This window comes from Arthrobacter sp. 92 (genome assembly GCF_050260325.1).
Lineage (GTDB): Bacteria > Actinomycetota > Actinomycetes > Actinomycetales > Micrococcaceae > Arthrobacter.
The window spans coordinates 549,701-576,142 of sequence record NZ_CP189863.1 but is presented as its reverse complement, the minus strand read 5'-3'; the positions used below and the strand labels follow the sequence as shown (position 1 = coordinate 576,142).

The 26,442-nt window shown below is 67.0% G+C and carries 23 protein-coding genes; 8 read left to right on the top strand and 15 right to left on the bottom strand.

Translation table 11 applies throughout. The features are described from left to right. Positions 1–19 precede the first annotated feature (19 nt). From ACP4XC_RS02665 to ACP4XC_RS02645, 5 genes are all read right to left on the bottom strand, one after another. The gene (locus tag ACP4XC_RS02665) at positions 20–889 is read right to left on the bottom strand and encodes an ABC transporter permease (protein WP_427173353.1); all 870 of its coding nucleotides are present in this window, start codon (positions 887–889) and stop codon (positions 20–22) included. Next, positions 879–1,901: an ABC transporter ATP-binding protein gene (locus ACP4XC_RS02660; protein ID WP_427173352.1), complete on the bottom strand. Its 1,023-nt coding sequence runs from the start codon at positions 1,899–1,901 to the stop codon at positions 879–881. The genes ACP4XC_RS02665 and ACP4XC_RS02660 overlap by 11 nt, the downstream gene beginning before the upstream one ends. Then, positions 1,898–3,004 carry a LolA family protein gene (locus ACP4XC_RS02655; RefSeq protein WP_427173351.1) on the bottom strand — a complete coding sequence of 369 codons (1,107 nt, stop codon included), beginning with the start codon at positions 3,002–3,004 and terminating at the stop codon, positions 1,898–1,900. The genes ACP4XC_RS02660 and ACP4XC_RS02655 overlap by 4 nt, the downstream gene beginning before the upstream one ends. Before the next feature lie 105 nt (positions 3,005–3,109). Beyond that, positions 3,110–5,824, bottom strand: coding sequence for a PEP/pyruvate-binding domain-containing protein (locus ACP4XC_RS02650; RefSeq protein ID WP_427173350.1), 2,715 nt, complete (start codon positions 5,822–5,824; stop codon positions 3,110–3,112). A gap of 48 nt (positions 5,825–5,872) precedes the next feature. Then, on the bottom strand, positions 5,873–6,904 hold the full coding sequence (locus ACP4XC_RS02645; protein ID WP_427174986.1) for a universal stress protein: 1,032 nt from the start codon (positions 6,902–6,904) through the stop codon (positions 5,873–5,875). Between the two features lie 455 nt (positions 6,905–7,359). On the opposite strand from ACP4XC_RS02645, the gene ACP4XC_RS02640 reads away from it, so the two are divergent. Next, positions 7,360–7,992, top strand: coding sequence for an FAD-dependent monooxygenase (locus tag ACP4XC_RS02640; RefSeq protein WP_427174985.1), 633 nt, complete (start codon positions 7,360–7,362; stop codon positions 7,990–7,992). 132 nt (positions 7,993–8,124) lie between these two features. Here the strand turns inward: ACP4XC_RS02640 and ACP4XC_RS02635 are convergent, their stop codons facing one another. After that, the gene (locus ACP4XC_RS02635; protein ID WP_427173349.1) at positions 8,125–8,760 is read right to left on the bottom strand and encodes a copper resistance CopC family protein; all 636 of its coding nucleotides are present in this window, start codon (positions 8,758–8,760) and stop codon (positions 8,125–8,127) included. Positions 8,761–8,868: 108 nt separating this feature from the next. On the opposite strand from ACP4XC_RS02635, the gene ACP4XC_RS02630 reads away from it, so the two are divergent. Then, a complete protein-coding gene (locus ACP4XC_RS02630) occupies positions 8,869–10,311 on the top strand; it encodes an NCS2 family permease (RefSeq protein WP_427173348.1) in 1,443 nt (480 codons plus the stop codon). 76 nt (positions 10,312–10,387) lie between these two features. After that, the gene (gene hutG / locus ACP4XC_RS02625) at positions 10,388–11,359 is read left to right on the top strand and encodes a formimidoylglutamase (protein WP_427173347.1); all 972 of its coding nucleotides are present in this window, start codon (positions 10,388–10,390) and stop codon (positions 11,357–11,359) included. Between the two features lie 17 nt (positions 11,360–11,376). Here the strand turns inward: hutG and ACP4XC_RS02620 are convergent, their stop codons facing one another. Continuing rightward, positions 11,377–13,293: a hypothetical protein gene (locus tag ACP4XC_RS02620; RefSeq protein ID WP_427173346.1), complete on the bottom strand. Its 1,917-nt coding sequence runs from the start codon at positions 13,291–13,293 to the stop codon at positions 11,377–11,379. A 292-nt stretch (positions 13,294–13,585) separates the two neighbouring features. Here ACP4XC_RS02620 and ACP4XC_RS02615 point away from each other — a divergent pair, with 292 nt between their 5' ends. Then, positions 13,586–13,822 carry a hypothetical protein gene (locus tag ACP4XC_RS02615; RefSeq protein WP_427173345.1) on the top strand — a complete coding sequence of 79 codons (237 nt, stop codon included), beginning with the start codon at positions 13,586–13,588 and terminating at the stop codon, positions 13,820–13,822. 8 nt (positions 13,823–13,830) lie between these two features. Here ACP4XC_RS02615 and ACP4XC_RS02610 read toward each other — a convergent pair whose 3' ends face one another. From ACP4XC_RS02610 to ACP4XC_RS02595, 4 genes are all read right to left on the bottom strand, one after another. Next, positions 13,831–14,067: a hypothetical protein gene (locus tag ACP4XC_RS02610; protein WP_427173344.1), complete on the bottom strand. Its 237-nt coding sequence runs from the start codon at positions 14,065–14,067 to the stop codon at positions 13,831–13,833. A gap of 165 nt (positions 14,068–14,232) precedes the next feature. Then, positions 14,233–15,825 (bottom strand): histidine ammonia-lyase, encoded by a 1,593-nt coding sequence (gene hutH, locus ACP4XC_RS02605; RefSeq protein ID WP_427173343.1) that lies wholly within the window; start codon positions 15,823–15,825, stop codon positions 14,233–14,235. Continuing rightward, positions 15,822–17,525, bottom strand: coding sequence for a urocanate hydratase (locus tag ACP4XC_RS02600; protein WP_427173342.1), 1,704 nt, complete (start codon positions 17,523–17,525; stop codon positions 15,822–15,824). Before ACP4XC_RS02600 ends, hutH begins: the two co-directional genes overlap by 4 nt. Before the next feature lie 287 nt (positions 17,526–17,812). Then, positions 17,813–18,616, bottom strand: a complete 804-nt coding sequence (locus tag ACP4XC_RS02595) for an IclR family transcriptional regulator (protein WP_427173341.1) — start codon at positions 18,614–18,616, stop codon at positions 17,813–17,815. 217 nt (positions 18,617–18,833) lie between these two features. On the opposite strand from ACP4XC_RS02595, the gene ACP4XC_RS02590 reads away from it, so the two are divergent. After that, complete coding sequence (locus ACP4XC_RS02590; protein WP_427173340.1) at positions 18,834–19,751, top strand: SDR family oxidoreductase; 918 nt, start codon at positions 18,834–18,836, stop codon at positions 19,749–19,751. Between the two features lie 4 nt (positions 19,752–19,755). Here ACP4XC_RS02590 and ACP4XC_RS02585 read toward each other — a convergent pair whose 3' ends face one another. Continuing rightward, entirely contained in the window at positions 19,756–20,442 is a 687-nt protein-coding gene (locus ACP4XC_RS02585) for a hypothetical protein (RefSeq protein ID WP_427173339.1), read from the bottom strand. Positions 20,443–20,842: 400 nt separating this feature from the next. Here ACP4XC_RS02585 and ACP4XC_RS02580 point away from each other — a divergent pair, with 400 nt between their 5' ends. Next, complete coding sequence (locus ACP4XC_RS02580) at positions 20,843–21,121, top strand: hypothetical protein (protein WP_427173338.1); 279 nt, start codon at positions 20,843–20,845, stop codon at positions 21,119–21,121. 100 nt (positions 21,122–21,221) lie between these two features. Here ACP4XC_RS02580 and ACP4XC_RS02575 read toward each other — a convergent pair whose 3' ends face one another. Then, positions 21,222–21,971: a 3-hydroxybutyrate dehydrogenase gene (locus ACP4XC_RS02575; protein ID WP_427173337.1), complete on the bottom strand. Its 750-nt coding sequence runs from the start codon at positions 21,969–21,971 to the stop codon at positions 21,222–21,224. Between the two features lie 103 nt (positions 21,972–22,074). Further along, a complete protein-coding gene (locus tag ACP4XC_RS02570; RefSeq protein WP_427173336.1) occupies positions 22,075–23,457 on the bottom strand; it encodes an MFS transporter in 1,383 nt (460 codons plus the stop codon). A gap of 134 nt (positions 23,458–23,591) precedes the next feature. On the opposite strand from ACP4XC_RS02570, the gene ACP4XC_RS02565 reads away from it, so the two are divergent. Both ACP4XC_RS02565 and ACP4XC_RS02560 read left to right on the top strand, forming a co-directional pair. Further along, positions 23,592–24,488 (top strand): LysR family transcriptional regulator, encoded by an 897-nt coding sequence (locus ACP4XC_RS02565; RefSeq protein WP_427173335.1) that lies wholly within the window; start codon positions 23,592–23,594, stop codon positions 24,486–24,488. Positions 24,489–24,733: 245 nt separating this feature from the next. Next, a complete protein-coding gene (locus tag ACP4XC_RS02560; RefSeq protein WP_427173334.1) occupies positions 24,734–25,444 on the top strand; it encodes a GAF and ANTAR domain-containing protein in 711 nt (236 codons plus the stop codon). Positions 25,445–25,512: 68 nt separating this feature from the next. Here the strand turns inward: ACP4XC_RS02560 and ACP4XC_RS02555 are convergent, their stop codons facing one another. After that, positions 25,513–26,403: a spermidine synthase gene (locus ACP4XC_RS02555; RefSeq protein ID WP_427173333.1), complete on the bottom strand. Its 891-nt coding sequence runs from the start codon at positions 26,401–26,403 to the stop codon at positions 25,513–25,515. Positions 26,404–26,442 lie beyond the last annotated feature (39 nt).

Sequence of the window (26,442 nt, the reverse complement as noted above, 5' to 3'; positions counted from 1 at the left end):
AAAGCTGGTTCCGGGAAAGCTAGGACAGGACGTCCTTGGTGACGAACCGGCCATAGGCAAGCGCGCCGAAGACCGCGATGTATCCGGCCTGCAACACCGCGTTGTTGGTAAAGGAGTCCCATGCCGGCGGCTGGCGCAACAAATCGGCGAATCCGAGCCAATAGTGGCTGAACAACCAGGGATGCAGCCACTCGAGTTGTGGGAGTTCCCCCATCACCTGTGACACCACCGATGCCACGATGGTGGCGGCCATGGCACCTACGGGCACTTCGGTGAGGGTGGACAAGAAGAGGCCGACGGCGGAGAGCCCCAGCAGTGAGACGGTCAGGTAGGCGGCGATCAGCAAGAGCCGGACCACGGCTTCTTCCGGGCTGATCACGTCTCCGGACAGCAGCGTGACAGGTCCAACGGGAAAGAGTGCGGCGCCGATGCCCGCGCCGGCGAGCGCCACCACCAGCGGCGCAACGACGCAAAAGACGGCCGCACCCACGTACTTGACCAGCAGCAGCCGCACCCTTCCCGCCGGAGCCACCAGAAGGTAGCGCAACGTTCCCAGGCCCGCTTCGCCGGCGATCGTATCGCCCGCCACCACCCCCACGGTAAGGGGGAGAAACAACGGCACCGATACCAGCAGGGCAGTGACGCCCACAAACAAGCCGTTCTGCGTGATCCGGTCCAAAAAGGCCGGTCCCCGGCCAGGGGGCACCGAGGACGACACCCGCACCGCGACGGCCATCAGCACCGGCACGGCGGCGAGCGCGAGCAACATGGCCCAGGTCCGGCGCCTGCGGAACAGGACGGACAGCTCCGACACCAGCAGGGGTCCACCGGACCGTGCGGGCTTCGGGTCCCGGCGGTCACCGGCAGCCGGCAACTCGTTATTGGGCAATCTCGAATCCCTCCCCTGTCAAGGCCACGAAGCGGTCCTCCAGGCTTCCTTGTTCCACCACAAAGCCGCGGACCCGCACGCCCGCCGAGACCAGGGCGGACACCACGGCCTCAGGCGGGATGTCCGTCCCGGCGTGTGTTCTGCCGGGCGCCCGGATCCCCGGATGCGTCGCATCAAGGGGTTCGGGGAATACCGCCAACACCACGCCCTCCACGTCCGGGCCCGCTCCATCAAGGGGAGTAATGCCCATCTGCACCAAAACACCTGACGCTAAAGCGGCATCGGGGGTAACCAGACGGATTCTGGGCTTGCCGATCCCCCTCAGTTCCGCGAGCGTCCCCTGTGCCACGAGCCGGCCGGCACTCATCACGGCCGCATGGGTGCAGATCTGCTCCACCTCCGCAAGCAGGTGGCTGGAGACAAACACGGTGGCACCATCGGCCGCGAGTGAGCGGACGAGGTGCCTGACCTCACGGGTGCCCTGCGGATCCAGGCCGTTGGTCGGTTCATCGAGCACCAGCAGCTCACGGGGGGACAACAAAGCATTGGCGATGCCCAGTCGCTGCTTCATGCCCAAGGAATAGGCCCGGACCTTTTTCCCGGCGGCGTGGCTTAGGCCCACACGTTCCAGGGCCGCAGCCACCCGCGTACTGCGGGTGGCTGCGTCGGTGTACGGGTCCGCGGCATCAAACCGCTTCAGGTTGGCGGCTCCGGAGAGAAAAGGGTAAAAAGCCGGACCCTCCACCAAGGCCCCTACCCGCGGGAGAACTTCCTGCAACCGATCCGGCATCTCCTGCCCCAGCACACGGACGGATCCTGAGGTGGGCGCTGCGAGCCCCATCATCATGCGGATAGTCGTCGTTTTGCCGGAACCGTTCGGCCCCAGGAAACCGAACACTGAACCCCTCGGCACGGCCAGCGCAATCCCGTCAACAGCGAGTTGACGGCCGAACCGCTTGCTCAGGCCGTGCGTTTCGATGGCAAGTTCGGCAGCACTGCCCAGGGCGGTCACCGGTTGGCAGCGGCAGCCTGCAGCTGCTCCGCCGGGACGGAGCCGGCAAAAATGCGGCCGTCGTCGGTCAACAGCACGTTGACGATGGCTGTGGAGAACAAATGCCCACCGGGAACCGCGACGGCGGCCTGCTGGAGCAACGGATCACCGGAGAGGAAAGCGCCGGGCTGTCCCGGTGCCCCTGCAGCTGTGGCGTCGAGCCGGGTTTCCACTACGCTCTCCCAGCCTGACCCGGTCACCGACGGACGCTCATGCGTGGCCGCAGCCGGGCTTCCAGGCTCCCCTGCGTGGCTGTCCCTGGCGGCACTCTCTTTGAGGGTGCTCTCCTTGACGGTGGCCCCCGGAGGCGGGCTGAAAGCGAACAGCGCCGCGTCCGGTGCCTGCAGCGACAGGCTCGTGAACGCCACCTTGAGGGCCGGCTCCGCCTGGCCGCGGGCCTTCACCTCAACGCTGAGTGGCAGCCCGCTCTGACCGTCCACGGCAATGGCCACCGAGCCAATCAGGGTGCCGTTACCCCGGGGTGTGAGCATCAGATTGTAGGCTGGCCGGCCAGCGACATTAACGTCCGGCAGCACGGCAAAATCCGTGGTGGGACCGGCGGTGGCGAGAAGACGCGCAGCGAGCTCCTCCGGCGTCGGCATTGCTCCTTCGGTACGGGCGGGCTGGTGCTGGGCGGCGCCTGCGGGCAGCGTCAGATGGGTGGCCGAATTGTCCTTGGAGCTGTAGAGCCATATCTGGTCGCCATTGCGCACGGCATTACGCTCGGCCAGCCGGTCCAGTACCTGGACGCGGGAATGCGTGCTTCCGTCCAGGAACACCCGTGCCGTGTGCGGGCCGCTGAGCAACTCGAGGATGGACGTTCCGTCAGTTCCAGTCGAAGGACCCAACTTTGAAAGCGAGGGCAGGCCCATGTTGGAGGACTGCTCCAGGGTTCCGGAGAGCGAGGGGGCGGAGTGCCCCGCCACAAGCGCGAGTACTTCCCCGGGCGTCTTGGCGGGCAGCGGATTGCCGGCACTCGCGGGCAATGAGCCCGTCAGCGCGGCGGCGGCAATTACGGCAGGGGCAGCCACGGCGGGCAGCCACCGCAGCCATTTTCGGGTCATGGCAATCCAACTCCAACGTTGCAGCTCATAAATCCAGAGTACGCTTCGGACAACTCCCTTACACCCCCTCCGCTGGACGGTGGGGCCGTTTCGCCCGGCCCCGCTTCAGCCCGTCTGAGGCACCACTGTGCCGGCGGCGCCGTCCACCGCGACCACCTGCCCGGTGGCGAGGACAGAGGTGGCATCCGGCACGCCGACCACCGCAGGGATGCCGTATTCCCGGGCCACCACGGCTCCGTGCGAGTTGGGCCCGCCCATTTCCATCACCAGTCCTCCGGCGGTGAGGAACAGGGGCGTCCAGCCGGGATCCGTGGACGGTGCCACGAGGATCTCGCCCGGTTCCAGATGCGCCCCCTCCGGATCCAGAATGACGCGCGCGGGGCCCACCGCGGTTCCCGCTGAGGCGGGCGTTCCAGCCAGGACGCCGCGGGCTGTCCGGGCCCGGTCCTGCTGCAGGTCCTGCTGCAGCGTTTCGGGCTCCGTTCCGTCCGACAGCAGGACCCTGGGGATATGCCGGCGCCCGAGTTCGGCCCGATAGGCTTCCCGCCGCCGCTCCACGGTTCCGTGCAGTGGCGTGCCGCTGAGTCCCTGCCGCACCTCCACGAGGTCAAGGAAGAAGATATCCTGCGCGGACTCAATCCTGCCGGAGGCCGCAAGCTCGGCGCCCACCAGGGCAAGCTGTTTCCGCACCGCGGCCAGCGCCTCCACAATGTGGTATTTCGGCAGTTCACGGAGCCCGGCGAACATCCGGGCGCGCTTCAGTGCCGCGCGGACCAGGCTGGCGCGTAGCCGGCTCCGCTCCCCCGCGGCGGCGACGAGCCGCTCCACTTGGGCCTCGGCCTCGCGCGCGGCATTGCGGAACTGCCTGTCGGGAGCCTGCGCGGGATCCTCCAGCCTGAGGTAGTTCGTCAGCACCCCGAAGATGTGGGCGGGGTCGTCGGTCCAGCGGGGCATCCCCACGTCTATTTCGGCGACGGCCCGGTGGCCATAGCGGCTCAGGAACCGCGCCACTCCGGACTGTACGACGGCGGGCAACGCACCTGCGCGGTAGCGGCGGGCCAGCTCGGCCGGCTGGGCCTCGGCCAACATCGCAGCAGCAGCGGGGTGCAAACGGATGGATCCCGCAAGCTGCCAGAGCTCAAGGTCCATCTGCGTGGTCACATTGTTGGGCAGCCCGCGCAGCACGGTTTGCAGGCCTCCCTGATCCGCGCCGGCGCCCGTGCCCAAGAGTTTTCCGGCCGCCGCGAGCATGGCAAAACCCAGCGCCGGCAAGGGAAGCACGTTCGGAACCACAGGAAAGAGTTCGTTGCCCAGGATGCGTTCGGCGTGGGCCAGGCGTTCCGCGGGAGTGGCTCCCGCTGGAGCCACCAGGGCAGCCCGGAACTGTCCGCCGAAACGTTCCACGCGGTGGAGGGCGGCCTCCGGCCGAAGGAGCGCCCGGACCAGGGACCCGGGGACGCGGGCGCGCGCCGCCACCGGCGCCACATGCCGGAGGAGCCGCCAGGGCGAGCGTCTGGTGATGGAAAACCGGGGATCAGCGAAGAGCCGGCGCAGCACTGCCGCGGACCGGGCCTCCATCACGTCGAACACCCGCGGGACAATCGCCCGGCCGGCGGCGCTGCGCACGGCGGCTGTGAGGTCGAAGAAGATGCGCTGTCCGGCCTGCGTGTAGGGGCGGGGACCGCTGTGGGGCTCGGGGACGTCAAACCCCGCAGCGCCAGCAACAGAGGACGCGATGAGCCTGAACGCGGCAAGCCCCATGGGAGTCAGGGGCCGGGTCAGCCCCTGGGCCAGGCTGAAGCACAGGTAGACGCGCGAACCGTCACCCGCAGCCGGCCTCCCGGTGGCGTTTTCGGCTGCGTTATCCGGCAACGGATACAGGGTGGTGATGGGCCGCGACTGCGTCAGCCACAAGGAGCCGTCCACATCGATGGCCCATTCAAGGTCCTGGGGCGAGCCCAGATGGACCTCCGCCCGCCGGCCGAGCGCCTCCAGGGCCTGGATCCGGACATCCGACAAGCATGCTGCCGAACCGGCCGCGGCCGTCTCCACCCGCTCGGTTCCGCCTCCCTGACGGGACCGAATGACTAACCGCTTGTCCCCGATCCGCCGCTCCGTGATCCTCTTTGTGACGCTGTCCACCACAAAGTGGTCCGGGTTGACTGCGCCGGAGACCACCGCTTCGCCCAGGCCCGGACTTGCATCGATCACGGACTCATGCCGCCGTCCCGTGACCGGATTCGCGGTGAACAGCACACCGGCGACCTCCGCATCCACCATGTGCTGCACCACCACGGCCAGGGATACGGCGGACGGCGGGATTCCGTGGGTGGCGCGGTAGGCGACGGCCCGGTCTGTCCATAGGGATGCCCAGCATTGCCGGACGGCTGTCAGGACGGCCTCGACTCCCACCACATTCAAGAACGTGTCCTGTTGTCCGGCGAAACTGGCCAGCGGCAGATCCTCGGCCGTGCCGGAGGACCTCACGGCAACAGGAACGTCCGGACCGAGGGCCGCATAGGCGGCACGTACGGCGTCGGCCACCTCGGCAGGGATCCCGGCGCCAAGCACGCGTCCACGCGCCCCGCTGGCCAGTTCCGCCAGCGTACTCAGCTCGCCGGGCCTGGTGGCGGCCAGGGCGGCGTGCAGTTCATCGAGGCCGGCGGGTGCGACGGCGCGGCGGTACGCCGCGGTGGTGAGGCAGAATCCGGCCGGCACAGGCAGCCCCGCGGAGCTCAGTTCCCCGAGGTTCGCTGCCTTGCCGCCCACCGCCGGGAGCATGTCCGCTGTGATCATGTCCAGCCCCAGCACCAGATCCATCGGGGGCGTACCTTGCGTTCGGAGCCGGTTCACAGCACGGCCTCGGACCTAGGCCGCCCCGAGCATCGGACCAAAGCTCGGGCGGTCCGCAAGGCGGGGATCGTCCCTGTCCGGGACCACAAGGACGGGGCCCTTGGCGTGGTGCAGCACCCCGTCCGAGGTGGATCCGAGCAGCATCCCGGCAAAGCCGCCGCGGCCGCGCGTTCCCACCACCACAAGTTCCACGTGCCGGCTGGCGTCCACCAGGATGTCAATGGGAGAACCATCCACGAGCTGGGTTTCCACCGTCAGACTGGGGAAGTGGCTCTTCAGCCACGCCGCACCGGCGTCGAGCTGTACCCGGATCTCCGCGAAGAGCGCCTCGCGGTCCATGGGGGCAGGCACCCACGCCAGTGAACCGCTGTACTGGGGCACCGCACAAACCACGCGCAGGGTGGCGCCGAGGCGCTCCGCCTCGGCTGCGGCCTCGAGGACGGCCACGCGTGCCTGGTCGGAGCCGTCCACGCCCACCACCACCACATTCTCGATGGGCCGGTGCCCGGACTTGGCGCGCTCCGCCTTGACGTGCTTGTCCTCCGTAACCTCACCGAGCCTGTCCGCGCAGATCAGCGGCACCGTGACCGTGGGGCACTTGGCGTGGGCGGGCAGCGCGCTGCTCACCGATCCAAGGAGCCGGCCCACAAAACCGCCCCGCCCGCGCGTGCCGAAGACCAGAAGCTCAGCCGTTTCCGACATTTCCAACAGCACGCCGGAGGCGTCGCCGTTTTCGACGGTAGCGTCGAGGTCGATGTCGTAGGAGGCCACTTTATCCACGGCCTGTTTCAGGATGGCTTCGGCACCTTCGCGGATCACCGAATCGTCCACCGTGGCGTATCCGCCGTCGAGGCCGGACGCGGCGAAGATCGGCACGGAGTAGGCGGTCACAATGTGAAGGGGGCGGTGCCGGCGCTGGGCTTCGCGGGCCGCCCATACCAGCGCGCAATGGCTGTGGTCCGAACCGTCCACTCCCACGACGATCCCTTCGGGAGCGGCAGAGCCGCCGTCGTCGTCCTTTGCAGGGTGCACCTGTTCTCGGCCCATGGGGTCCGCCTCCTCGCGATACTGCATGATGTTGCCGCTATTCTGCCAGAACTGTCCGCGGTTCGTGTCAAACGTGGCGCTGGCGCCACAACAGGCCGAAAATCCGCTGATTCTGCCCGCTCTTCCCGGTGCGGGACCGTGGGAAAGAAGGCTTAACGAAGGCGTGGAGAGCAGCCGGAAACAGCCTTCCGCGCCAATTGGTAACCCATCCGAAATATCTACATCCCACCTCCCATGAGCCGAATCACATGTGTGAGATTGTAGGGGTACCCAATGATCCGGAAAGGCTATCCAGAGCTCCAAAAGTTCTGTAGTCTCGAGGCACTGCGATCTGAGATTTGTGTTTCAGAACACATCTGCGGATGACGCGGACGCCGGACTTTGGGGGTTACGGAGAACGTGCGGAGGAACTCTGCACATTGAGCCACTCGAGGAGGAAACCCGCTGTGTCCAGCATGCCAGTTTGCGGTGGGACCGAACGCACCACCACAGTGATCATCGGCGCGGGCCTGCCGGGTTTGGCGATTGCCAGCGAACTCCGGCGCCGGGGTGTGGACTCGATCGTTGTGGACGGCCTCGAAACCCTGGGCGTTGCACAGCCGGCCAACACCATATCGCTGCCCCGCTGTGACGCACCGAATTCGGCCACGATTCAGGAACGGAACGAAATCCTCCGGCACCTGCGCAACTACGCCGCGAGCCACAAGCTGGACATCCGCAACCATACCCGGGCCGTGCAGCTGGATCTGCTGGACACCGAAGCGAACAATCCCTCGGTGCACCAATGGGCTGTCCATACCCCCGACGGAATCCTCCTCGCGGACCACATCGTCCTGACCCGCGGCGCCCACAGCCACCTGCGCCGCATGTTCGCGGACCTGGGCCTGGCGGTGGGCCACAACCTGGGCGCCGCCATGCGCGCCATAGGCATCTACCTGGTGGGGGTCGGTGAACTGATCACGCCCACGCCGAAGGAGATCCTCCGCCAAGCCAAGGTGGTGGGCCAGGCCATTTCCGCCAAGGTCCACCCTGACAGCGTTCCCCTGGCACTAACGGGAAGTTTTGCCGCCGTTTCAGCCTCGATTTAGCGCCTCAGTCACTCCCCGCCCAGGGCCTCGGGCTGACGGGTCGGGGCTGGCCGGGTCGGGCTGACGGGTCGGGCTGACGGGTCAGGCTGACGGGGCGCCGTCCGCGGCCGCTGCCCGGGTTCAGCCGGCCTCTCAGCGCGCGTCATCCCCCGCATCGGCTGCATCCTCCGATTCAGCCGGGACTTCGGCTTCGGTCGCGTCCTCCTCCACCCCCAGGCTGCGCTTGGCCAGGACACCCAGAGCCACCAAAATTCCCAGGGCGGTCCCCGCGAAGATCACCAGGCTCCAGGGAAACGGCTCGGACGCATCAGGGGCTTTCTCCGGCGCCGGAGTGGTGCCGGGCTGAGGCGTCCCAGCCGTGGGCACCGGCGCGGCCGAACCGGCGGCCCCTGCGGTGGCGGTGAAGGTGAAGGTGCCTTCAATGGGGTGCGAATCGGAACTGACCACACGCCACACCACAGTGAACTTTCCCGCGGGCGCTCCCTCTTTCAGCCGCTGCGAGGCCACGTTGTCCACAATCTCCACTGCGCCGTCGGCCCAGTTGGTGCCAGCGGCGTCGGTGACCTTGACCTGAGAACCCAGAGCCAGCGGATGCTCGTTGAAGGTGATGGACACCTTAGCGGGCGGGACGGGCACGGTGGTGCCGTCCGCAGGGCTGGTGGACTCCGCCACATCATGCGCCGAGGCGGGGCCGGCGGCGAACAGCAGAGCGGCAGCGAAGACGACTGCACCAAGGAGGACGCTAAGCAGCTGGCGGGTGGAACGCATACGTGGACTACTCCTGTGTTGGCTTCCTTACAGAGTAGGCGAAATTGCAGGTAGGCCATCCTGGCGACTAATAAGATTCAAGAATCACTTATCACCCCCGGAGGACTAATGCTTAAGCAGGGCTCTGCGCTGGACCGCTACTTCAAGATTACTGAGCGGGGGTCGAACGTCTCGCGCGAGGTCCGCGGAGGGTTCGCCACCTTCTTCGCCATGAGCTACATCGTGGTGCTCAACCCGCTGATCCTCTCGGGCCAGGACTCCACCGGCGGCACGCTCGGCTTCCCGGCCGTTGCCGCCGTCACCGCCCTGGTAGCCGGCATCCTGACTATCATCATGGGAGCGTGGGCCAAGCACCCGTTCGCCCTTGCCACCGGCCTCGGCGTCAACGCCTTTGTGGCGGTCACGGTTGCCACGAACAAGGGCCTGAGCTGGCCGGACATGATGGGCCTGGTAATGCTGTCCGGCCTCACCATGCTGATCCTGGTGCTGACCGGATTCCGCACCGCGGTGTTCAAGGCGGTCCCGGACGGGCTGAAAACCGCAATCGTGGTCGGCATCGGCCTGTTCATCGCGCTGATCGGCCTGGTCAACGCAGGCTTCGTGCGCCGCATCCCGGACGTCGCCGGCACCACGGTTCCGGTGGGGCTGGGTTTTGATGGCAAGCTCCTGGGCTGGCCCACCCTCGTGTTCGTCCTTGGCCTGATCCTCACGATCGCCCTCGTGGTACGCAAGGTCAAGGGCGCCATCCTCATCGGCATCATCGCCTCCACCGTCCTGTCCGTGATCCTGGAATTCACCCTGCATATCGGACCCAGCTTCGACGGCAAGAACCACAACCCGCAGGGCTGGTCCCTCGTGGCCCCCAAATTCACCGAATGGGCGGCGCCTGACCTGTCGCTCATCGGCAAGGCCAACCCGGTGGGCGCTTTCGAACACCTGGGTTTCGTGGCCGCCACCCTGCTGGCTTTCGTGATCCTGCTCAGCATCTTCTTTGACGCCATGGGCACCATGGTGGGGCTCGCCACCGAAGCGGGAACCATCGACAAGGACGGCAACATTCCCAACGTGGACCGCGTGCTCATGGTCGATGCCGTGGGCGCCATCGCCGGCGGCGGCGCCTCGGTGTCCTCCAACCAGATCTTCGTCGAATCCGGTGCGGGCATCGGCGAAGGCGCCCGCACCGGTCTGGCGTCCATCGTCACCGGCCTGCTGTTCCTCGTGGCCATGTTCTTTACGCCGCTGATCAATCTGGTCCCGTTTGAGGCCGTGGCTCCGGCGCTGGTGGTAGTGGGCTTCATGATGGTCTCCCAGGTGGGCAAGATCGACTGGCAGGACTGGGGCATCGCCATTCCCGCCTTCCTGACCTTCACCCTCATGCCGTTCACCTACTCCATCGCCAACGGGCTCGGCGCGGGCTTCATCGCCTATGTACTGATCCGCACATTCCAGGGCCGCACGCGGGACATCCACCCGCTGATGTGGGCCGTGGCCGCCGCCTTCCTGCTGTTCTTCGCGGTTGGCCCCATTGAGGCGGCCCTGGGCATCCACTAGGGCTGATTCCGGGATTTCAGACAGTTCGACGGCGCCGGGGATGGTTTTCCCGGCGCCGTTGCTGTGTGCTTGGAGTATGCCGTTTACCGCCTTCACCGTGGACATCCCGCCGCTGAGCTGGAAGGGCCGTTTCGACGGCGAGGGATCCGAGCACCGCCGGTGGTGGCAGGCCGTCTCGCCCTACCGCCGCGGCCACGGAACGCCCGCCCTGCCGTCCGCCGCCCCGGTCCGCCGGCCAGCGGTGATCCTCGGTTTTAGCAGTGAAGCCGGCGTGATCCGCAACAAGGGCCGCGCGGGGGCCGCGGCGGGCCCTGCCGCCATCCGCACGGCCCTTGGCCCGCTGGCCTACCATCTGGACCGAGAGGTGTTCGACGCCGGTGACGTCACCGTCAAGGGCGGCGCGCTGGAAGCCGGCCAGGCGCGAGCGGGCCTGGCTATTACGGAGATGCTCGACGCCGGCAACCTCACCGTCCTGCTGGGCGGCGGCCACGAAACCGCGTTCGCAAGCTACCTGGGCGTGGCGGGGTCCGCGGCGGTCCGGGACGGACAGCGCCTCGGTGTGCTGAACCTTGATGCCCACTTCGACCTCCGCGACGAGCCCGAGCCCAGTTCAGGCACCCCGTTCCTGCAGATGGCCAAAGCCGAAGAGGCCGCTGAACGCGAACTGAACTACGCCGTCGTCGGAATCTCCGAACCGAACAACACGCGCGCCCTCTTCAACACCGCCAAGCAGCTGGGCGTGAAATACCTGCTGGATGAGGACTGCACCGCCGAGGCCACACGGGACTTCGTGGCCGCGTTCCTGGACAGCGTGGATGTGCTGTATCTGACCATCGACCTTGACGTCCTGCCGGCGGCGGTGGCTCCGGGGGTGAGCGCCCCCGCCTCCTACGGCGTGCCCTTGCCGGTGATCAGTGCAGTGTGCCGGCAGGTGGCCGCCAGCGGCAAGCTGTTCCACCTGGACGTGGCCGAACTGAACCCGAAATTCGACGTCGACCAGTGCACCGCAAAGGTGGCCGCCCGGCTGGTCACCACGCTGCTGGGGTAGCACTCAGCGGGGGCTGCTCAGCCGTTGAAGGTGACGACGGCGGTGGACCACGGTCCGAGCACCAGCGTGAGGGTACCGCCGTCGGCCGCCGTGGCTTTTGCCTGCGCTCCGGCTTCGGCGCCGATCACACTCACCGCAGCCCGGACGGCGTCGGCCCCGTCGGGCAGGGACACCGTTGCCTCGGCCTGCCGGGGGCTACGGTTTGCGGCAAACAGCTCCAGGCCGCCCCCCGATTCCACCGGGTAAAGGGTCAGGGGGCTCTTCCCGGACCGGGCCTCTGTGACGGTCAGCACCTTCCTGCCCCTGTGGGCCGCGAGCCGCTGCAGCAACTCCCCGGCCGGTGTCAGGGCCCCGTCATCGGCGGTGATACCGCGCGGCGGGCTGGTCTCAAAATATGTCACCGAGGCCACGCCATCCACGGTGAGCGCCGCGATGCTGCCCAGTGTCCAGGCGGCAGTAAAACTGTGGCCCTGCAGTTCGTCATGGGCGCCCTGATGCCCGGGTGCGTGGAACCGGGGTTTGAGCGTGACGGGCCCCACGTGGACCGGACGCCCGCCGCCGAGCCGGAGTGCGTTCAGGGCGGTGAGCCGCTGGATGGGGAGCGTCTCGAGGACATGTCCTATTTCAGTGCTGTGGACCTGCGGCGACAGGCTGTATGCCAAGGCATCCGCGTCCCGCGGAACGACCGCTGGATCTGCGCTGATCCAGCGGTTGAGCTCGGTGAAATGCGAGCATGTCCCGGCCACGAGCTGGCCGCCGAAGTCGGTTCCCTTAAGCGCCCCTGTCAATCCCGCCCAGACGGCGGGGTCGGTGCACTGCGTGCCGGGGTCAAAAATCCCCAGGCGGCTGATCCGGGAAAGTGTCCCGCCCAGCGCCCGGGCCAGGATCTCCGGCACCTCATCCGCTGCCGTGGAAATGATCCTCACGTCCAGCCCGGCGCCGTGGCGGTCCGCTTCCCGGGCGGCCGCAGTGAGCCTGGCAGGCCATTCTTCCCGCGGCTCGAAGAGCTCCAGCAGGACCGCGTCCAGTCCTGGAAGCACCGCAGACCCTGGGGAAACCGCGGCCCCAGTGGCGTCCTCAGGGGCGTTGCCGGAGTCGCTGGCGCCCATCAGAAGGGCGAGGGGCGGAACGGTTCCCGCCGGCCCAGCCACCGCGAAGGCGTCCTTGGCATGGATCTCGCTCAAGGGGTTGTCCGGCGTCTCGATGCTGAGCGCCTCGAGGCTGACGGACTGCTGCACGGTGTCTCCGGGCGCCACGTCCACGGGGATGGGCAGGGCGGACGGCGTGCTGTACGTCTTGAAGGACCCGTCCGACCAGTTCCGCTGATCTTCGGTTTCAAAAATGTCCCCGGTGAAGCCCAGATCGAAAGCCGTACCCGCATCCGCCCACTCCATGGAGGAGATGTCCCGGAACACCAGGTCCGGGCTGATCTCCCGCGGGAAAGTGCCGGTGGTCAAAGTGCCGTCCTGCGCCACCACGCTGACGTCCCGTCCGGCCTCGCTGGCGGGGTGGAGCACCACAATTCCGATCCGGTTCCTGCGGAAGGCCGTTATGGCCCTCCCCGAAAAATTCATTTCGACCGTGGCTGGGGTGATCCGGAACGTCACCATACCCTCGTAGGCCGGCTCCACGGCGTCCGGCGCCGCATAGTCCACGTGGAAGCGGAAGCTGAGCCCGTCGTCGTCCTTCAACTCGGTGAAGTCACGCACAGACGGTGCCAGGGTGCGCCATTCATGGTCCCGGACGACGGCCTTGATGGCGCGCAGGACCGGGCGGCCGGCGTAGCTGATATCCGCCAGTTCGTCGCCGACCAACTCGGCCGTCCAAACTCCGACCGCAAGCCGGCGGACGGGCGGATCGAGGCGCTCCTCAAGCGGGGAGCGCGCGCTGACGTCCGCGGGGATCGGGAATGTTGCCGGCTGATCAGGTGACAAGGAATGCTGCTCTCTGGAGGCTCGTGACTGCACCCAGCTGACCCAGGGCGGTCCTGTCGAGTCGACGATATCCGATGCACAGCACGTGCTCAATGGGCCAAAAGGACTACCCCGCGCCGGAGCCCAGGCGGCGCGAGGGTGTCAAGTGGGTGAACTCCACCTACGGCGTCCCTCCGGGAGGCGTCTGGGAAGACCGCCGCCGCATTGAAATGCCAGACATCCTACATTTGTTGACAGCGTCGGTAAGATGGGCTGAGGCCAATTGGCACACGTCATGAGAGAAAGTCCCCCAATGAGCTCAGCCACTATCGAATCCCGGACCCCCGCCGTGCGGTCCTTTCACCTGACCTTCTCGTCCGCCGAAGAGGTGCACCGCGGCCTCGAGAACGCTGTCAAGGCGCTCATCGAAGCAGCCGTTGAGGACGGAACCTGTGGAATCCGCGTCACCCGTCACGAAGCGGGCACCTACACGGTGACCCTGGACGAGACAGTCCCCTTCGGCGAAACGTACGAGGACGTCACCGCTTAATCGCGGAATTAGCTCCGGCGGACCTGCACGCCGTCGGATTTCATAAAGAGTTGAGTGTCGGACGGACCCGAAGCCACCAGCCAAAGGACGTTTCCGCTGACGGACACTTCTTCAACTTCACCCGCGGCCACAACGTGCGCGTGTTTGAGGATTTCAACTCGTTCGCCTGACTTGAGGCTCCTCCAGTCAGGAACGGTGGCGGCGAATGCCATGCGCCTGGACAGTACCGTCCCGCGTGCTTTCATTGAACTTCTACCCCTTTGTATATGTTCTTTTGCCACAACATCATTGGTGTGGACTTTTTTGCTACACCTTTAGTTCTACTACAATTCCCGGGCCCCCGCCTGCCGTGTCACGCATTATTTCGGGGACGCCGGGAATTGTTCATTCGTTTTGCACTTTGTTCAAATTCACGCCAGAATTCCGACGGCGGATTCGGCCGCGGCCCGGATCTCCCCGGACTCAACGAGCAGGTTTGCCGCTTCCAGTTCCGGGGACAGGAACCTGTCCGTGCCCGGCCCGTCCACAACGGTGCGAAGGGCCGCGATCACTGCTGCGCCCGCGGGCCCCGGGGTCAGCTCGCCGCCGGAGAGCTGGGTGCGGATATCGAGAGCCCGCGCCGAGGTCACCAGTTCGATGGCGAGGACGCGGCGCAGGTTGTCCACGGCTCGGCGAAGCTTGCGGGCCGCGTGCCAGCCCATGGAGACATGGTCCTCCTGCATGGCCGAACTCGGAATCGAGTCGACGGACGCCGGGACGGCCAGCCTCTTGTTGTCCGAGACCAGCCCAGCCTGGGTGTACTGGGCGATCATGAGGCCCGAGTCGACGCCGGGATCCGCGGCCAGGAACGCCGGCAGACCGTGCGAGCGCGCCGGGTCCAGCATCCGGTCGGTCCGGCGCTCGGCGATGGAGCTCAGGTCCGCGACGGCGATGGCCAGGAAGTCCAGCACGTAGGCCACCGGCGCGCCGTGGAAGTTGCCGTTGGAGCTGACCCGGCCGTCCGGGAGGACCACCGGGTTGTCGATCGCCCCGGCGAGTTCGCGGGAGGCGACCAGGGCCGCGTGGTCCACGGTGTCGCGGACGGCGCCGGCCACCTGGGGCGCGCAGCGCAGCGAGTAGGCGTCCTGGATTTTGGTGTCGTTGATCCGGTGCGAGGCCACAATCGGGGAGTTGGAAAGGACCCGGAGCATATTGTCCGCGGATGCGGCCTGGCCCGGGTGGGGCCGGAGGGCCGCGTGCAGTTCGGGGAGGAACACCTGGTCGGTGCCGAGCAGCGCCTCGACGCTCAGGGCGGCGGTGATGTCCGCCGTCGTGAGCAGCTGGCGGATGTCGGCGATGGCCATCAGCAGCATGCCCAGCATGCCCTCAGTGCCGTTGACGAGGGCCAGGCCCTCCTTTTCGGCCAGGGTGACGGGTTCGATGCCGTGCCCGGCGAGGAGCTCGGCGACCGGCCGTCCGCCCTTGGCGCCGTACAGCTCACCGTCGGGGCCGGTTGCTTCGCCTTCGCCCATCAGGACCAGGGCGCAGTGCGAGAGCGGCGCGAGGTCGCCGGAGCAGCCGAGCGAGCCGAATTCGCGGACCACCGGGGTGATGCCCGCGTTGAGGACGTCCACCATGGTCTGCAGCACGACGGGGCGGACGCCGGTCCTACCCGAGGCGAGGGTCTTGGCGCGCAGGAACATGATGCCGCGGACCACTTCGCGTTCCACGGCCGGGCCCATCCCGGCGGCGTGGCTGCGGATCAGGGATTTCTGCAGCTGGGTGCGCAGCTCGTTGGGGATGTGCCGGTTGGCCAGCGCGCCGAAGCCGGTGGAGATGCCGTAGGCCGGGACCTCGCTGTGGGCGAGGTTGTCGATGTGGGCGCGGACCTTCGCCACCGTGTCCAGGGCGTCCTGGGAAATGGTCACCCTGGCGTCGTGGCGGGCGACGGCCACGACGTCCTCGGGCGTCACGCCGCTGGAGCCGAGGGTGACGGTGAGCGGGGAATGGGTGGTCAGGGTCACTTTGTGGTTCCTTCGTTCATGGGGATGCGGACGCCGCGTTCTTTGGCCACCTCGACGGCGCGGGGGTAGCCGGCGTCGGCATGGCGGATGACGCCCATGCCGGGGTCGTTGGTAAGGAGGCGTTCGAGCTTCTGGGCGGCGAGGTCGGTGCCGTCGGCGACCGAGACCTGGCCGGCATGGATGGAGCGGCCGATGCCCACGCCGCCGCCGTGGTGGATGGAAACCCAGGTGGCGCCGGAGGCAGTGTTGAGCAGGGCGTTGAGCAGCGGCCAGTCCGCGATTGCGTCGGAGCCGTCGGCCATGGCCTCGGTTTCGCGGTACGGGGAGGCGACGGAGCCGGAGTCGAGGTGGTCGCGGCCGATGACGATGGGCGCCTTGACCTTGCCTTCCTTGACGAGCTGGTTGAACAGCAGGCCGGCCTTGGCGCGGTCGCCGTAGCCGAGCCAGCAGATGCGGGCCGGGAGGCCTTCGAATTCGACCCGTTCCTGCGCGGCGTCGATCCAGCGGTGCAGGTGCTTGTTCTCCGGGAACAATTCCTTGATCGCCGCGTCCGTCACGGCGATGTCCTCGGGGTCGCCTGAAAGCGCCACCCACCGGAACGGGCCGAGGCCCTCGCAGAACAGCGGCCTGATGTAGGCCGGGACGAAGCCGGGGAACTCGAACGCGCGGTTGTAGCCGCCCTTGCGGGCCTCGTCGCGGATGGAGTTGCCGTAGTCAAAGACCTCGGCGCCGGCGTCCTGGAATTCGACCATGGCCTGGACGTGCTTGGCCATCGAGGCCTGCGCCTTCTTGGTGAAGCCTTCGGGGTCGGCGGCGGCCTCGCGGTGCCATTCCGCCACCGTGATGCCTTCGGGGAGGTAGCTCAGGGGGTCATGCGCCGAGGTCTGGTCCGTGACGATGTCCACGGTGAGTTCGCCGGCGTTGTGGCGGCGCAGGATCTCCGGGAAGACGGTGGCGGCGTTGCCGACGTAGCCGACGGACCAGCCGCGGCGCTCCTCCTTGGCCTTGAGCACCTTGGCGATGGCGGCGTCGAGGTCGGTCTCCACCTCGTCGAGGTAGCGCTTGCCGAGGCGGCGGCGCAGGTGGCTTTCGTCGACGTCGACGATCAGGCAGGCGCCCTCGTTCAGGGTGACGGCGAGCGGCTGGGCACCGCCCATCCCGCCGCAGCCGCCGGTGAGGGTCAGGGTGCCGGCGAGGGTGCCGTTCTCGTCGCCGGTGAGCTTGCGGGCGATCGCGGCGAAGGTCTCGAAGGTGCCCTGCAGGATGCCCTGGGTGCCGATGTAGATCCAGGATCCGGCGGTCATCTGGCCGTACATCATCAGGCCCTCGGCCTCGAGCCGGCGGAATTCGGGCCAGTTGGCCCAGTCGCCGACGAGGTTGGAATTGGCCAGCAGCACCCGCGGCGCCCATTCGTTAGTGCGGAAAACCCCGACCGGCTTGCCGGACTGGACCAGCAGGGTCTCGTCCTTTTCCATGGTTTCCAGGGTGCGCGTGATGGCGTCGAACGCGGCCCAGGACCGGACGGCGCGGCCGGTGCCGCCGTAGACCACGAGGTCATCGGGGCGCTCGGCGACCTCGGGGTCAAGGTTGTTCATGAGCATGCGCAGCGGGGCTTCGGTCTGCCAGCTTTTGGCGGTGAGCTCGGTGCCGCGGGCTGCTTTGACCGGGCGGGCACCGGTGGTGAAATCGGCGGGTGCCATGAGGGGCTCCTTCTGTGCTGTGGGTTTTCGGGATGTGGTCCTGTATCAACTAAAGCCGGTCCGCGGCCTTGGATACAGCGGATTGAAGCCGGTACTGTCCGGGATTCCAGACCCCGCCCTGCCTGCCCCGGCCCTGCTCCTCCCGCGCCGCCTGCCCCTGGGTTGCGCTATCACTTTCGGTCCCTAAAACCGCCTAATGGGAGCCATAGGTGATAGCGCAACCCAGGGTGCCGGGGGGCCGGGGTGCCGGGGTGCCGGGGGCGGGGTGGGGCCGGGGGCCGGGGTGGTCAGGCCGGGCGGCGGCCGTGGATGCGGGTGGAGAGCTCGTCGGCGACCTTCTGCACCCGGGCGGCGAGGACCGGCCACTGCTCGGCGGGGAGCTTTTCCTCAAGGAATGTCACGGCGACGGCGGCGGTGGGCCAGCCCACGTGATCCGTCACGGCAGCGGCGATCGAGCCGAAACCGGGCGTCACCTCGCCATGTTCGGTGGCGTAACCGCGCTGCCGGACCTGGTCCAGGTGCGAGGACAGCGCCGAGTACTTCATGATGGCACCCTCCACCTCATGGCGGGCGGTAAAGGCCGCGGCGTTCGGGTAAAGCGCCCTGACCTGGGATTTCGGCAGCGCTGCAAGGATGGCGCGGCCGCTGGCGGTGAGGTGGCTCGGCAGTCTGACGCCGACATCAGTCACCAGGGACGGGCGGTTCTTGGCACGCTCCTCCACAATGTAAAGCACGTCCCGGCCGTGCAGGACAGCCAGGTGCGCGCTTTCGCCGATCACATCCACGAGCGAGGCAAGCATGGGCCGCCCCAGCCGGGAAAGCGGCTCCTGGCGCGAATACGCGGAGCTCAGTTCGAAGGCACTGATGCCCAGGCCGTAGCGCTGCTCCTCGTGCAGGTGCATCACGAAGCCGTTTGCCTCCATGACACCCAGCAGGTGGTAAACGCTGGAGCGGGGCAGACCCAGTGCCGTAGCAATGTTCGACGCCGCCATGGGCCCGCGTTTGGAGGCCAACAGTTTGAGGATGCGCAGCGTGTTTTCCGCCGCCGGAACTTTCGACGCCGCCCGAGCGGATGCTTCGCTTAAGGCCATGTCTCCTCCTTCGTTCGCGGCCGGACACGAGGGAAAATGTCCGGTATCCCGTACTTAAGCGTGCACCTTCGCCCGCACCTCGAAAGACCATCGAATCACGCCTCTGTCCGGGATACCAGACATTCAGGTTGACGTAGGCGGCGGGGACTTCCGCCCCTATCCCGGCAATGTCCAGTGGTGCTTCGATGGAGGGGCCGGCCGAGGAGGAAAGTGAATTATGGTCAAGCCACTGTCGGGAAAGATCGCGCTGGTGGCAGGGGCCACCCGCGGAGCAGGCCGGGGCACCGCCGTCGCCCTCGGTGAAGCCGGTGCCACCGTTTACTGCACCGGCCGCAGCACGCGCGAGCACCGCTCCGATTATGACCGGCCGGAGACCATCGAAGAGACCGCGGAACTGGTCAACGGTGCCGGCGGAGTGGGCATCGCCGTCGAGGTCGATCATCTGAATCCGGCGGCCGTGCAGTCGCTGGCGCGGCGGATCGATGACGCCCACGGGCGCCTGGACGTCCTGGTCAATGACATCTGGGGCGGTGAACACTTCATCGAATGGGACGCCCCGGTATGGGCACACCACCTTGGCTACGGTCTTCGGATGCTGCATCTCGCCGTCGACACCCACCTGATCACGAGCCATTTCGCCCTCCCCCTGCTGATCCGTAATCCCGGCGGCCTGGTGGTGGAGATGACGGACGGAACCCGGGAGTACAACGACGGGCACTACCGCGTCTCCACGTTCTATGACCTCGCCAAGAATTCGATCCTGCGCCTCGCTTTCAGCCAGGCCGAGGAACTGAAACCCTTCGGCTGCACCGCCGTTGCCTTGACTCCCGGTTGGATGCGTTCAGAGATGATGCTGGAGAACTTCAAAGTTACCGAGGCGACCTGGCGTGCGGCCGCAACCATCCAACCGCACTTCGCTGCAATCTCGGAAAGCCCCAGGTTCGTAGGCCGCGCCGTTGCCGCACTCGCCGCGGACCCTGACGTGCAGCGCCGGAACGGTGGTTCGTTTTCGTCCGGCGGACTTGCCCGTGAGTATGGTTTCACCGATGTGGACGGCTCGCAGCCGGACTGCTGGCGGTACCTGGTGGAAGTCCAGGACGCGGGGCGTCCGGCTGACGCGGCCGGCTACCGTTGAAGGCCTAGCCTACGGGCAACCAGTCCACGTGCGAGTCGTAGTCGTAGACCCTGCACACCCGCTGGTTCGCCTGGACGGGCCCGTCCAGGAGCTTGGTGGTGACCCGCACCACGACGTCATAGGACGCCAGCCCCGCCTTGGCAGAGGACCGCTCCGGGACTCCGGCGAATTCGAGGGAAACCAAGGTGTACGGCCGGCCCACCGCGGTGCCGGTCACCACGCCCGAACTCGCGGCGTCGCTCTGCATGCGGTTGGTGCAACTCGTCCTGACGCGCTGCACAGTCTGGGCGTCGGCGGTTTCCGGCGCAGGCGCTGCGGGCGGTGCAACCGCAGAAGGCGCCGCATGGGCCGTCTGGGTGGCGCCGGGCGCCGGGGCAGCGTTGCCGGACGGCTTGGCCGAAGCGCCGGGCCCCGGAGCCGCTGATGTTGAGGGCGGTAGCTGCGGGGCAGTGGTGGCCGGACCCGGGGCGGCAGCCTGGGATGTCTCAGGAATGGCGGATGGGGAGTTGGATTGCCGGGCGGAGCTGGACTGCGCGGAACTGGATTGCTGCGCGGGTGCAGAAACCGTTCCGCCTGCCGCCGTCCTGTTTCCCGAAGGGATCTGGGCGACGCCTACCACGATGGCGATCAGGACGAGGGTGGCGACGCCGACCCCCACCGGGACCAGTCGCTTCGATGACGGATTTTTCACAGCTCCCCCGATCGGGTTAGAGCAGGCCGGTCCGCTGCCGAACGCCCTGCGGGACGAGCGGGCAGCTCGGGGCTCCTGGCGATTCCGAGACCTGTCGGAACGAGCATAGGACCGCGGCCAGGCCCCCGCACGGGTGGGTTCTACCTGTCTTTGGGGCCCTGCCACTCGTTTGCCACCTGCCCTCCGCAGGAGCGAAGTCACGCAGGTAGTGGAGCACCGGACATCGAGTGTGCGCCGGGAGAGAAGGGGTGGAAGTTACGCGTGCTACGTACGGGGTTTGCGCCTAGGTTGATCACCAGGCGCAATCCGGACACCCTTGCCCGTACCTACCAGACGCGTGTTCCCAGCTCCGGAGCGGCGCGGAGTGCTGCCCGTCAAGAAGCTGCAAGGAGTGAGGTTGATGAAGGATCTACCAGTCCCCCGGCTCCCGCACCGACGTGGCGGGAACCGCCTGGCAATAATGCTGGCCCGCACCGCAGAACAGGTGCGGGCCGCGACGGTCCCCTACAAGGTGGGCGACGTGGTGTTGGGTGACGATCCGTTCAACGGCCGTCAGGTGGGGACGATCACAGTGATCCGCGGACCCGTCCTCGGCTTGCGGACCGCCTGCGAGGGCCATCCCGACTTCGTCCCGGGCATCGTCTACTACGATTACCGTCAGGTCAGGACACCCGACTAGGCAAGGGCCGCCGAGCCAGCAGCACCGGCCGCCGACGAGCATCGGCCAAGCGGGCAACACCCGCCGCCAGGCGCCGGCAGGCGACAGGGACGCGACACCCCTACCGCGCCGACCAGCCGCCGTCCATGGTGTAGCTGGCGCCGGTGACCATGCCGGCGTCGTTCGAGGCGAGCCACGCGACCAGCGAGGCCACCTCTTCCGGTTCCACCAGCCGCTTGATGGCTGACTCGGTCAGCATGATCTTCGCCAGCACCTCGGATTCCGGAATGCCGTGCACCTTGGCTTGGTCGGCGATCTGGCTTTCCACCAGCGGGGTCCGGACGTATCCGGGATTGATGCAGTTGGACGTGACCCCGTGGGGGCCGCCTTCAAGCGCCGTCACCTTGCTCAGCCCTTCCAGGCCGTGTTTGGCGGAAACGTAGGCACTCTTGAAGGGCGAGGCACGCAGCCCGTGCACCGAGGACAAGTTGATGATCCGGCCGAAGCCGTTGGCGTACATGTGCGGGAGCGCCGCCCGGACCAGCAGGAACGGGGCCTCCAGCATCAGCGTGATGATGCGGCGGAAGTCCGCTGGGTCGAACTCCTCGATGGGGCTGATGCGCTGGATCCCGGCATTGTTGACCAGGATGTCGACGTCGAGGCTCAGGGCAGCGAGGGCGTCGACGTCGAGCAGGTCCACCGTCCAGGCGGTGCCGCCCACCTCCTCCGCGAGGGCTGCCGCAGCGGCTGCATCAACATCCGCGATCACTACCTTGGCACCGCGTGCCGCCAGCGCACGCACGCTGGCCGCGCCGATTCCACCGGCTCCGCCGGTGACCAATGCTTTGCGTCCGTTCAAAGTGCTTTCCATAACTCAGCCTTCCCTTTCAAAGATTCTACGAGGCGGCCGGCTCCAGCGGGGGCAGGAGCCGGCCGGATCCCACGCAGCTCAATACACAAGCAGATCAATCAGCTCAGTGAGCGGCCGCGGGTACCAGACCCTCGCGCTCGGCGTCGGCACGGTCCACATCCTCAAGGGCGATGCCCTTGGTTTCCTTCAGGGTGAGCACGGCAACCGTGGTGATCACACAGGCCACCACCAGGTAGATCGCCGTCGGCAGCCAGGAGCCGGTGTCCTTGAGCCACTGCGTGGCCAGCAGCGGGGCCAGCGATCCTGCGAAGATTGAGGTGACCTGGGAGCCCAGCGACACCCCGGCGTAGCGCATCCGGGTGGGGAAGAGCTCTGACATGATGGCGGGCTGGCCCGCGTACATGAACCCGTGGAGGCAGAGCCCGATCGTTACGGCCAGAACAATGATCGCCGGGTTCCGGGTGTCGAACATGGGGAACGCGAAGAACGGCCAGGTGGCGCCGGTGATGGCGCCGATCAGATAGACGGGCTTGCGGCCCCAGCTGTCCACGAGGCGTCCGATCTGCGGAATGATCAGGAAGTGCGTCAGGTGCGCGATCAGCAGCGCCAGCAGGAGCGAGGACGTGTCGTACTTGTGCACGCTCTTGAGGTAGACGATGGAGAAGCTGACCACGAGGTAGTACATGATGTTTTCCGCGAAGCGGAGGCCCATCGATTGCAGGATGCCCTTGGGGTACTTCCGGATCACTTCGCCGACGCCGTAGCTGACGGCCTGGCTCTCCTCCAGCTGGGCCTTGGCTTCCAGGAAAATCGGAGCCTCGGAAACGTGCGTGCGGATGTAGTAGCCGACGAACACGATCACGGCGGAGAGCCAGAACGCCACGCGCCAGCCCCACCCAAGGAAGTCGGCGCTGCTGAGGACGTTGGACATGATGTACAGGACGAGGGTCGCCAGCAGGTTGCCCACCGGGACGGCAGCCTGGGGCCAGCTGGACCAGAAGGCGCGGCTCTTGTTGGGGCTGTGCTCCGCGACGAGGAGCACAGCCCCACCCCACTCGCCGCCCAGGGCGAAGCCCTGAACGAACCGGAGTATGACCAGCAGTGCCGGCGCCCAGTAACCGAGGCTGGCGAAGCCGGGGAGGCAACCCATCAGGAACGTGGAAACACCGATGATGACGATAGTCAGCTGCAGGGTGGGCTTGCGGCCCAGCTTGTCGCCGATCTGGCCGAAGACGATGCCGCCGAGCGGGCGGGCCACAAAGCCGACGGCGTAGGTCAGGAACGCCTGGATGATTCCGTCAAGGTCGTTTCCCGTCGGGGGGAAGAAGTACTTTCCAAACACGAGGGTGGCCGCGGTGGCATAGAGGAAGAATTCGTACCACTCCACGACAGTGCCGACCATCGAGGCGGCAACGATTTTCTTGAGACCGGCGCCCTTGGGTGCGGGGGCGGCGGGGGTTGATGCAGAGCGTTGACTGACGCTCATATGGTTCTCCTTAGTGTCCACATTGACACGTGCCGTGATCCACAGCACTCTGAAATGGCTCCAAATGAGTATTGCCGCACAAAGTTTGTGTTTCAATGGCCAAAACGGCACGAGGTGTGTGCAGAATTGCAGATATGAACACTAACCCTGATGACCTGCTGATCCTCCTGGCCGTCTCACGCTCCGCGAAGTTCACGACGGCGGCGCAGGCTTTGGGGCTGAACCACACCACGGTTTCGCGCAGGATAGCCGCGTTGGAAAAGACCCTGGGGGGCCGGTTGCTGTCCCGCGCGGCTGGCGGCTGGGAGCTGACGGAGCTGGGCGCCGAGGCCGTGCTGGTGGCCGAAGAGGTGGAGCGGGCCGTCCGCAGTCTGGGTCAGCCGGGGCAGACGCCGGATCCCATCACCGGCGTGGTCCGGATGACCGCGACCGACGGCTTCAGCGCCTACATCGCCGCTCCTGCCGTGGCGGCCCTGCGCCGGAAGCATCCTGGCCTGAGCGTGGAGATCGTCACTGTCACCAGGCGGGCCCTGCAGCAACGGTCCGGCCTGGACATCGAGGTGGTGGTGGGCGAACCGCAGGTGCACCGCGCGCAGGCCGCCCGGCTAGGCGAATACGTGCTGGGCATGTACGCCTCGCGGTCCTATCTCGAGGAGAACGGAACTCCCGCCACGGTGGAGGAACTCACCGAGCATCCACTGGTCTACTTTGTGGATTCCATGCTTCAGGTGGACGATCTCGACGCCCCGCGACGCCTGGTCCCCGCAATGCGCGACGGGCTGAGCTCGACCAACGTGTTTGTCCATGTGGAGGCCACCCGGGCGGGAGCGGGAATCGGCTTCCTGCCGTGCTTTATGGGGGACCTCCACCAGGATCTGGTCAGGCTGCTGCCTGCGGAGTTCTCTGAGCGGCTCCCCTATTGGATGGTGCTGCGGCCCGATTCGATGCGCAGGCCGGCCGTGGCGGCCGTGGTCCAGGCCCTGCAGGACCAGACCGCCGCATACCGCGAGGCGCTCCTGGGGCGGGGTTAAGCCAGACAGGGAGTCACGGGGGGCACGGCGCCCTCCTGGCCGCCACGCGCACCCGTGGCACCAGAGTGTCCCCCGCTGGCACCCCTATGTTCCGCGTTGCCGCGAGCGTAGTGTCAGAGACAGGAGATGTCGGAGAGCCTTAGGTGGTCTGTGTGCGTCGAACATCCGGGTTGCGGGCGATTTAGAGTCCACAACCGCCGTACCGGCTCCTACGGGGCCGGTTACTTCAAAGGATCGAGGCCGTTATGGCTCCCGGCACCGGCGATGCCCCCACCATGGAACAGCTCCAGGATTTGTTGTTAGAGAGTCCGGGCTTCACCGAATTCCTTCTTGGCCTAGCCACTGTTTCGGCCTCCCGCCTGGGCGGTTCCGAACCGATGCTGTGCGCCATCACCGTCGAACGCCAGGGCGGCCCGGCAACGGTGGCCAGCAGCGGGGAGGAAGCCCGGCGGATGGACGAGAAACAGTATGCCTTCGACGACGGTCCGTGCCTGACGGCGCTGCGTGAGCAGCATCCGGTCCTGGTGGCCGACCTGGCAGCGGATGACCGCTGGGAACACTATGCCTCCGCGGTTTCGGGGCAAGGGATCCGGTCCATCCTTGCTGTGCCGATCGCCACCGATTCGGGCTCGGCTGCCGCGCTGAACTGCTATGCGCGTTCGTTGGAGACTTTTGATGACGCCACCATAGCCGCTGTGACGGAACATGCGGCTTCCATCTCACGGATCCTGCGGCTGGCGATGCTGGTCCATCCTCCGGAAATCTATCCGGAACACCTTCGGACCGCGCTGAAATCGAGGGCGGTGATCGACGCCGCCGTGTCGCTGATCATGGCTCAGAACAAGTGCAGCAGGGACGAGGCGATGGAACTGCTGCATCTGGCGGCACGCGCCACCGACACCCGGCTGCATGCCATTGCCGGGGACATTATTGCCGGGGCCGGACTTCCCGGCTGAACCCGCACGGCCCCGCGCGGATTGACCACCGCTTGACCACCGCTTGGCCACCGCGCGGCCCCCGCGCGTCAGACCGGGTCGTGGCGGACCGGGGCCCCTTGGGCGAAATTCCGCACTTTGGCGTCGTCCCAGATGTGGGCGGGCACCCCGCCGCCCAGCAGCCTGCGCGCCAGCTGGGGATCCTCGCCGAACGGCTGGTCGCTGCCAGCCATCACCATGTTTCCGTAGCGCCGGCCCTTGAGCATGGCCGGATCGGCAATAATCATGGTGTGCTCGAATGCCGCGGCAATGGTGGCCGCGTCCTCGCGGGCGTTCTTCAGATCGGGGGCGTCGCCGGAGTTCACCACGTAGAGACCGCCCGGGGCCAGGACCCGCCGGACATGTTCATTGAATTCCAGGGTGGTCAGCGGCCGGGGAGTCAGTGCGCCGGCAAACACGTCCCTGATGATCACATCGCGGGTCTGCGGTGTCAGGGTTTCGGTGACCTCCCGGGCCTCCCCTACCCGCAACCGCAGCAGCGGGGCCTTAGGCAGATCGAACCAGCCGCGGACGTATTCGGCGAGCTTGCCGTCCAGCTCCACCACAACCTGCCTGGCATCCGGGTAGGCCGAGTGGAAGTAGCGGGCCAGGGAGCAGGCCCCGCCGCCAAGGTGGAGGGCCCGCAGCTTGGGCCGGGCTTCCCTGGGCCAGCGGGATTCCACGAGTGCGGACATCCAGCGCATGTACTCAAAATCCAGGAACAGCGGGTCCGCAAGATCGATGTGCGAGCTCATCACGCCGTTGATCCGCAAGAGCCACCCGGTGGAGTTGTCCTGGTCCGCGATCAGTTCGCAGTCACCTGTGTCGATGTAATAGACGCCCTCAACGGGGCCCTCCGGGCGGGTTCCCTTCGGCACTTCCACCACTCCCGGCGTCGAACCCTCAGCGTTCCTGCCGGCCGTCCGGCCTTTCCGCGCCATTAGCCGGCCACCGCGTTGCTCATGCTCCAACCCTAGTTG

Excerpts from the sequence above, each read along its gene's own strand:
- ACP4XC_RS02635 (WP_427173349.1), bottom strand. The coding sequence starts at position 8,760 with ATGCGTTCCACCCGCCAGCTGCTTAGCGTCCTCCTTGGTGCAGTCGTC.
- ACP4XC_RS02650 (WP_427173350.1), bottom strand. The coding sequence starts at position 5,824 with ATGGATCTGGTGCTGGGGCTGGACATGATCACAGCGGACATGCTCCCG.
- ACP4XC_RS02590 (WP_427173340.1), top strand. The coding sequence starts at position 18,834 with ATGGTCAAGCCACTGTCGGGAAAGATCGCGCTGGTGGCAGGGGCCACC.
- ACP4XC_RS02570 (WP_427173336.1), bottom strand. The coding sequence starts at position 23,457 with ATGAGCGTCAGTCAACGCTCTGCATCAACCCCCGCCGCCCCCGCACCC.
- hutG (WP_427173347.1), top strand. The coding sequence starts at position 10,388 with ATGCCGTTTACCGCCTTCACCGTGGACATCCCGCCGCTGAGCTGGAAG.
- ACP4XC_RS02655 (WP_427173351.1), bottom strand. The coding sequence starts at position 3,004 with ATGACCCGAAAATGGCTGCGGTGGCTGCCCGCCGTGGCTGCCCCTGCC.
- ACP4XC_RS02615 (WP_427173345.1), top strand. The coding sequence starts at position 13,586 with ATGAGCTCAGCCACTATCGAATCCCGGACCCCCGCCGTGCGGTCCTTT.
- ACP4XC_RS02560 (WP_427173334.1), top strand. The coding sequence starts at position 24,734 with ATGGCTCCCGGCACCGGCGATGCCCCCACCATGGAACAGCTCCAGGAT.
- ACP4XC_RS02595 (WP_427173341.1), bottom strand. The coding sequence starts at position 18,616 with ATGGCCTTAAGCGAAGCATCCGCTCGGGCGGCGTCGAAAGTTCCGGCG.
- ACP4XC_RS02645 (WP_427174986.1), bottom strand. The coding sequence starts at position 6,904 with ATGGGCCGAGAACAGGTGCACCCTGCAAAGGACGACGACGGCGGCTCT.
- ACP4XC_RS02575 (WP_427173337.1), bottom strand. The coding sequence starts at position 21,971 with ATGGAAAGCACTTTGAACGGACGCAAAGCATTGGTCACCGGCGGAGCC.
- ACP4XC_RS02600 (WP_427173342.1), bottom strand. The coding sequence starts at position 17,525 with ATGGCACCCGCCGATTTCACCACCGGTGCCCGCCCGGTCAAAGCAGCC.
- ACP4XC_RS02580 (WP_427173338.1), top strand. The coding sequence starts at position 20,843 with ATGAAGGATCTACCAGTCCCCCGGCTCCCGCACCGACGTGGCGGGAAC.
- ACP4XC_RS02610 (WP_427173344.1), bottom strand. The coding sequence starts at position 14,067 with ATGAAAGCACGCGGGACGGTACTGTCCAGGCGCATGGCATTCGCCGCC.
- ACP4XC_RS02630 (WP_427173348.1), top strand. The coding sequence starts at position 8,869 with ATGCTTAAGCAGGGCTCTGCGCTGGACCGCTACTTCAAGATTACTGAG.
- ACP4XC_RS02565 (WP_427173335.1), top strand. The coding sequence starts at position 23,592 with ATGAACACTAACCCTGATGACCTGCTGATCCTCCTGGCCGTCTCACGC.
- ACP4XC_RS02555 (WP_427173333.1), bottom strand. The coding sequence starts at position 26,403 with ATGGCGCGGAAAGGCCGGACGGCCGGCAGGAACGCTGAGGGTTCGACG.
- ACP4XC_RS02640 (WP_427174985.1), top strand. The coding sequence starts at position 7,360 with ATGCCAGTTTGCGGTGGGACCGAACGCACCACCACAGTGATCATCGGC.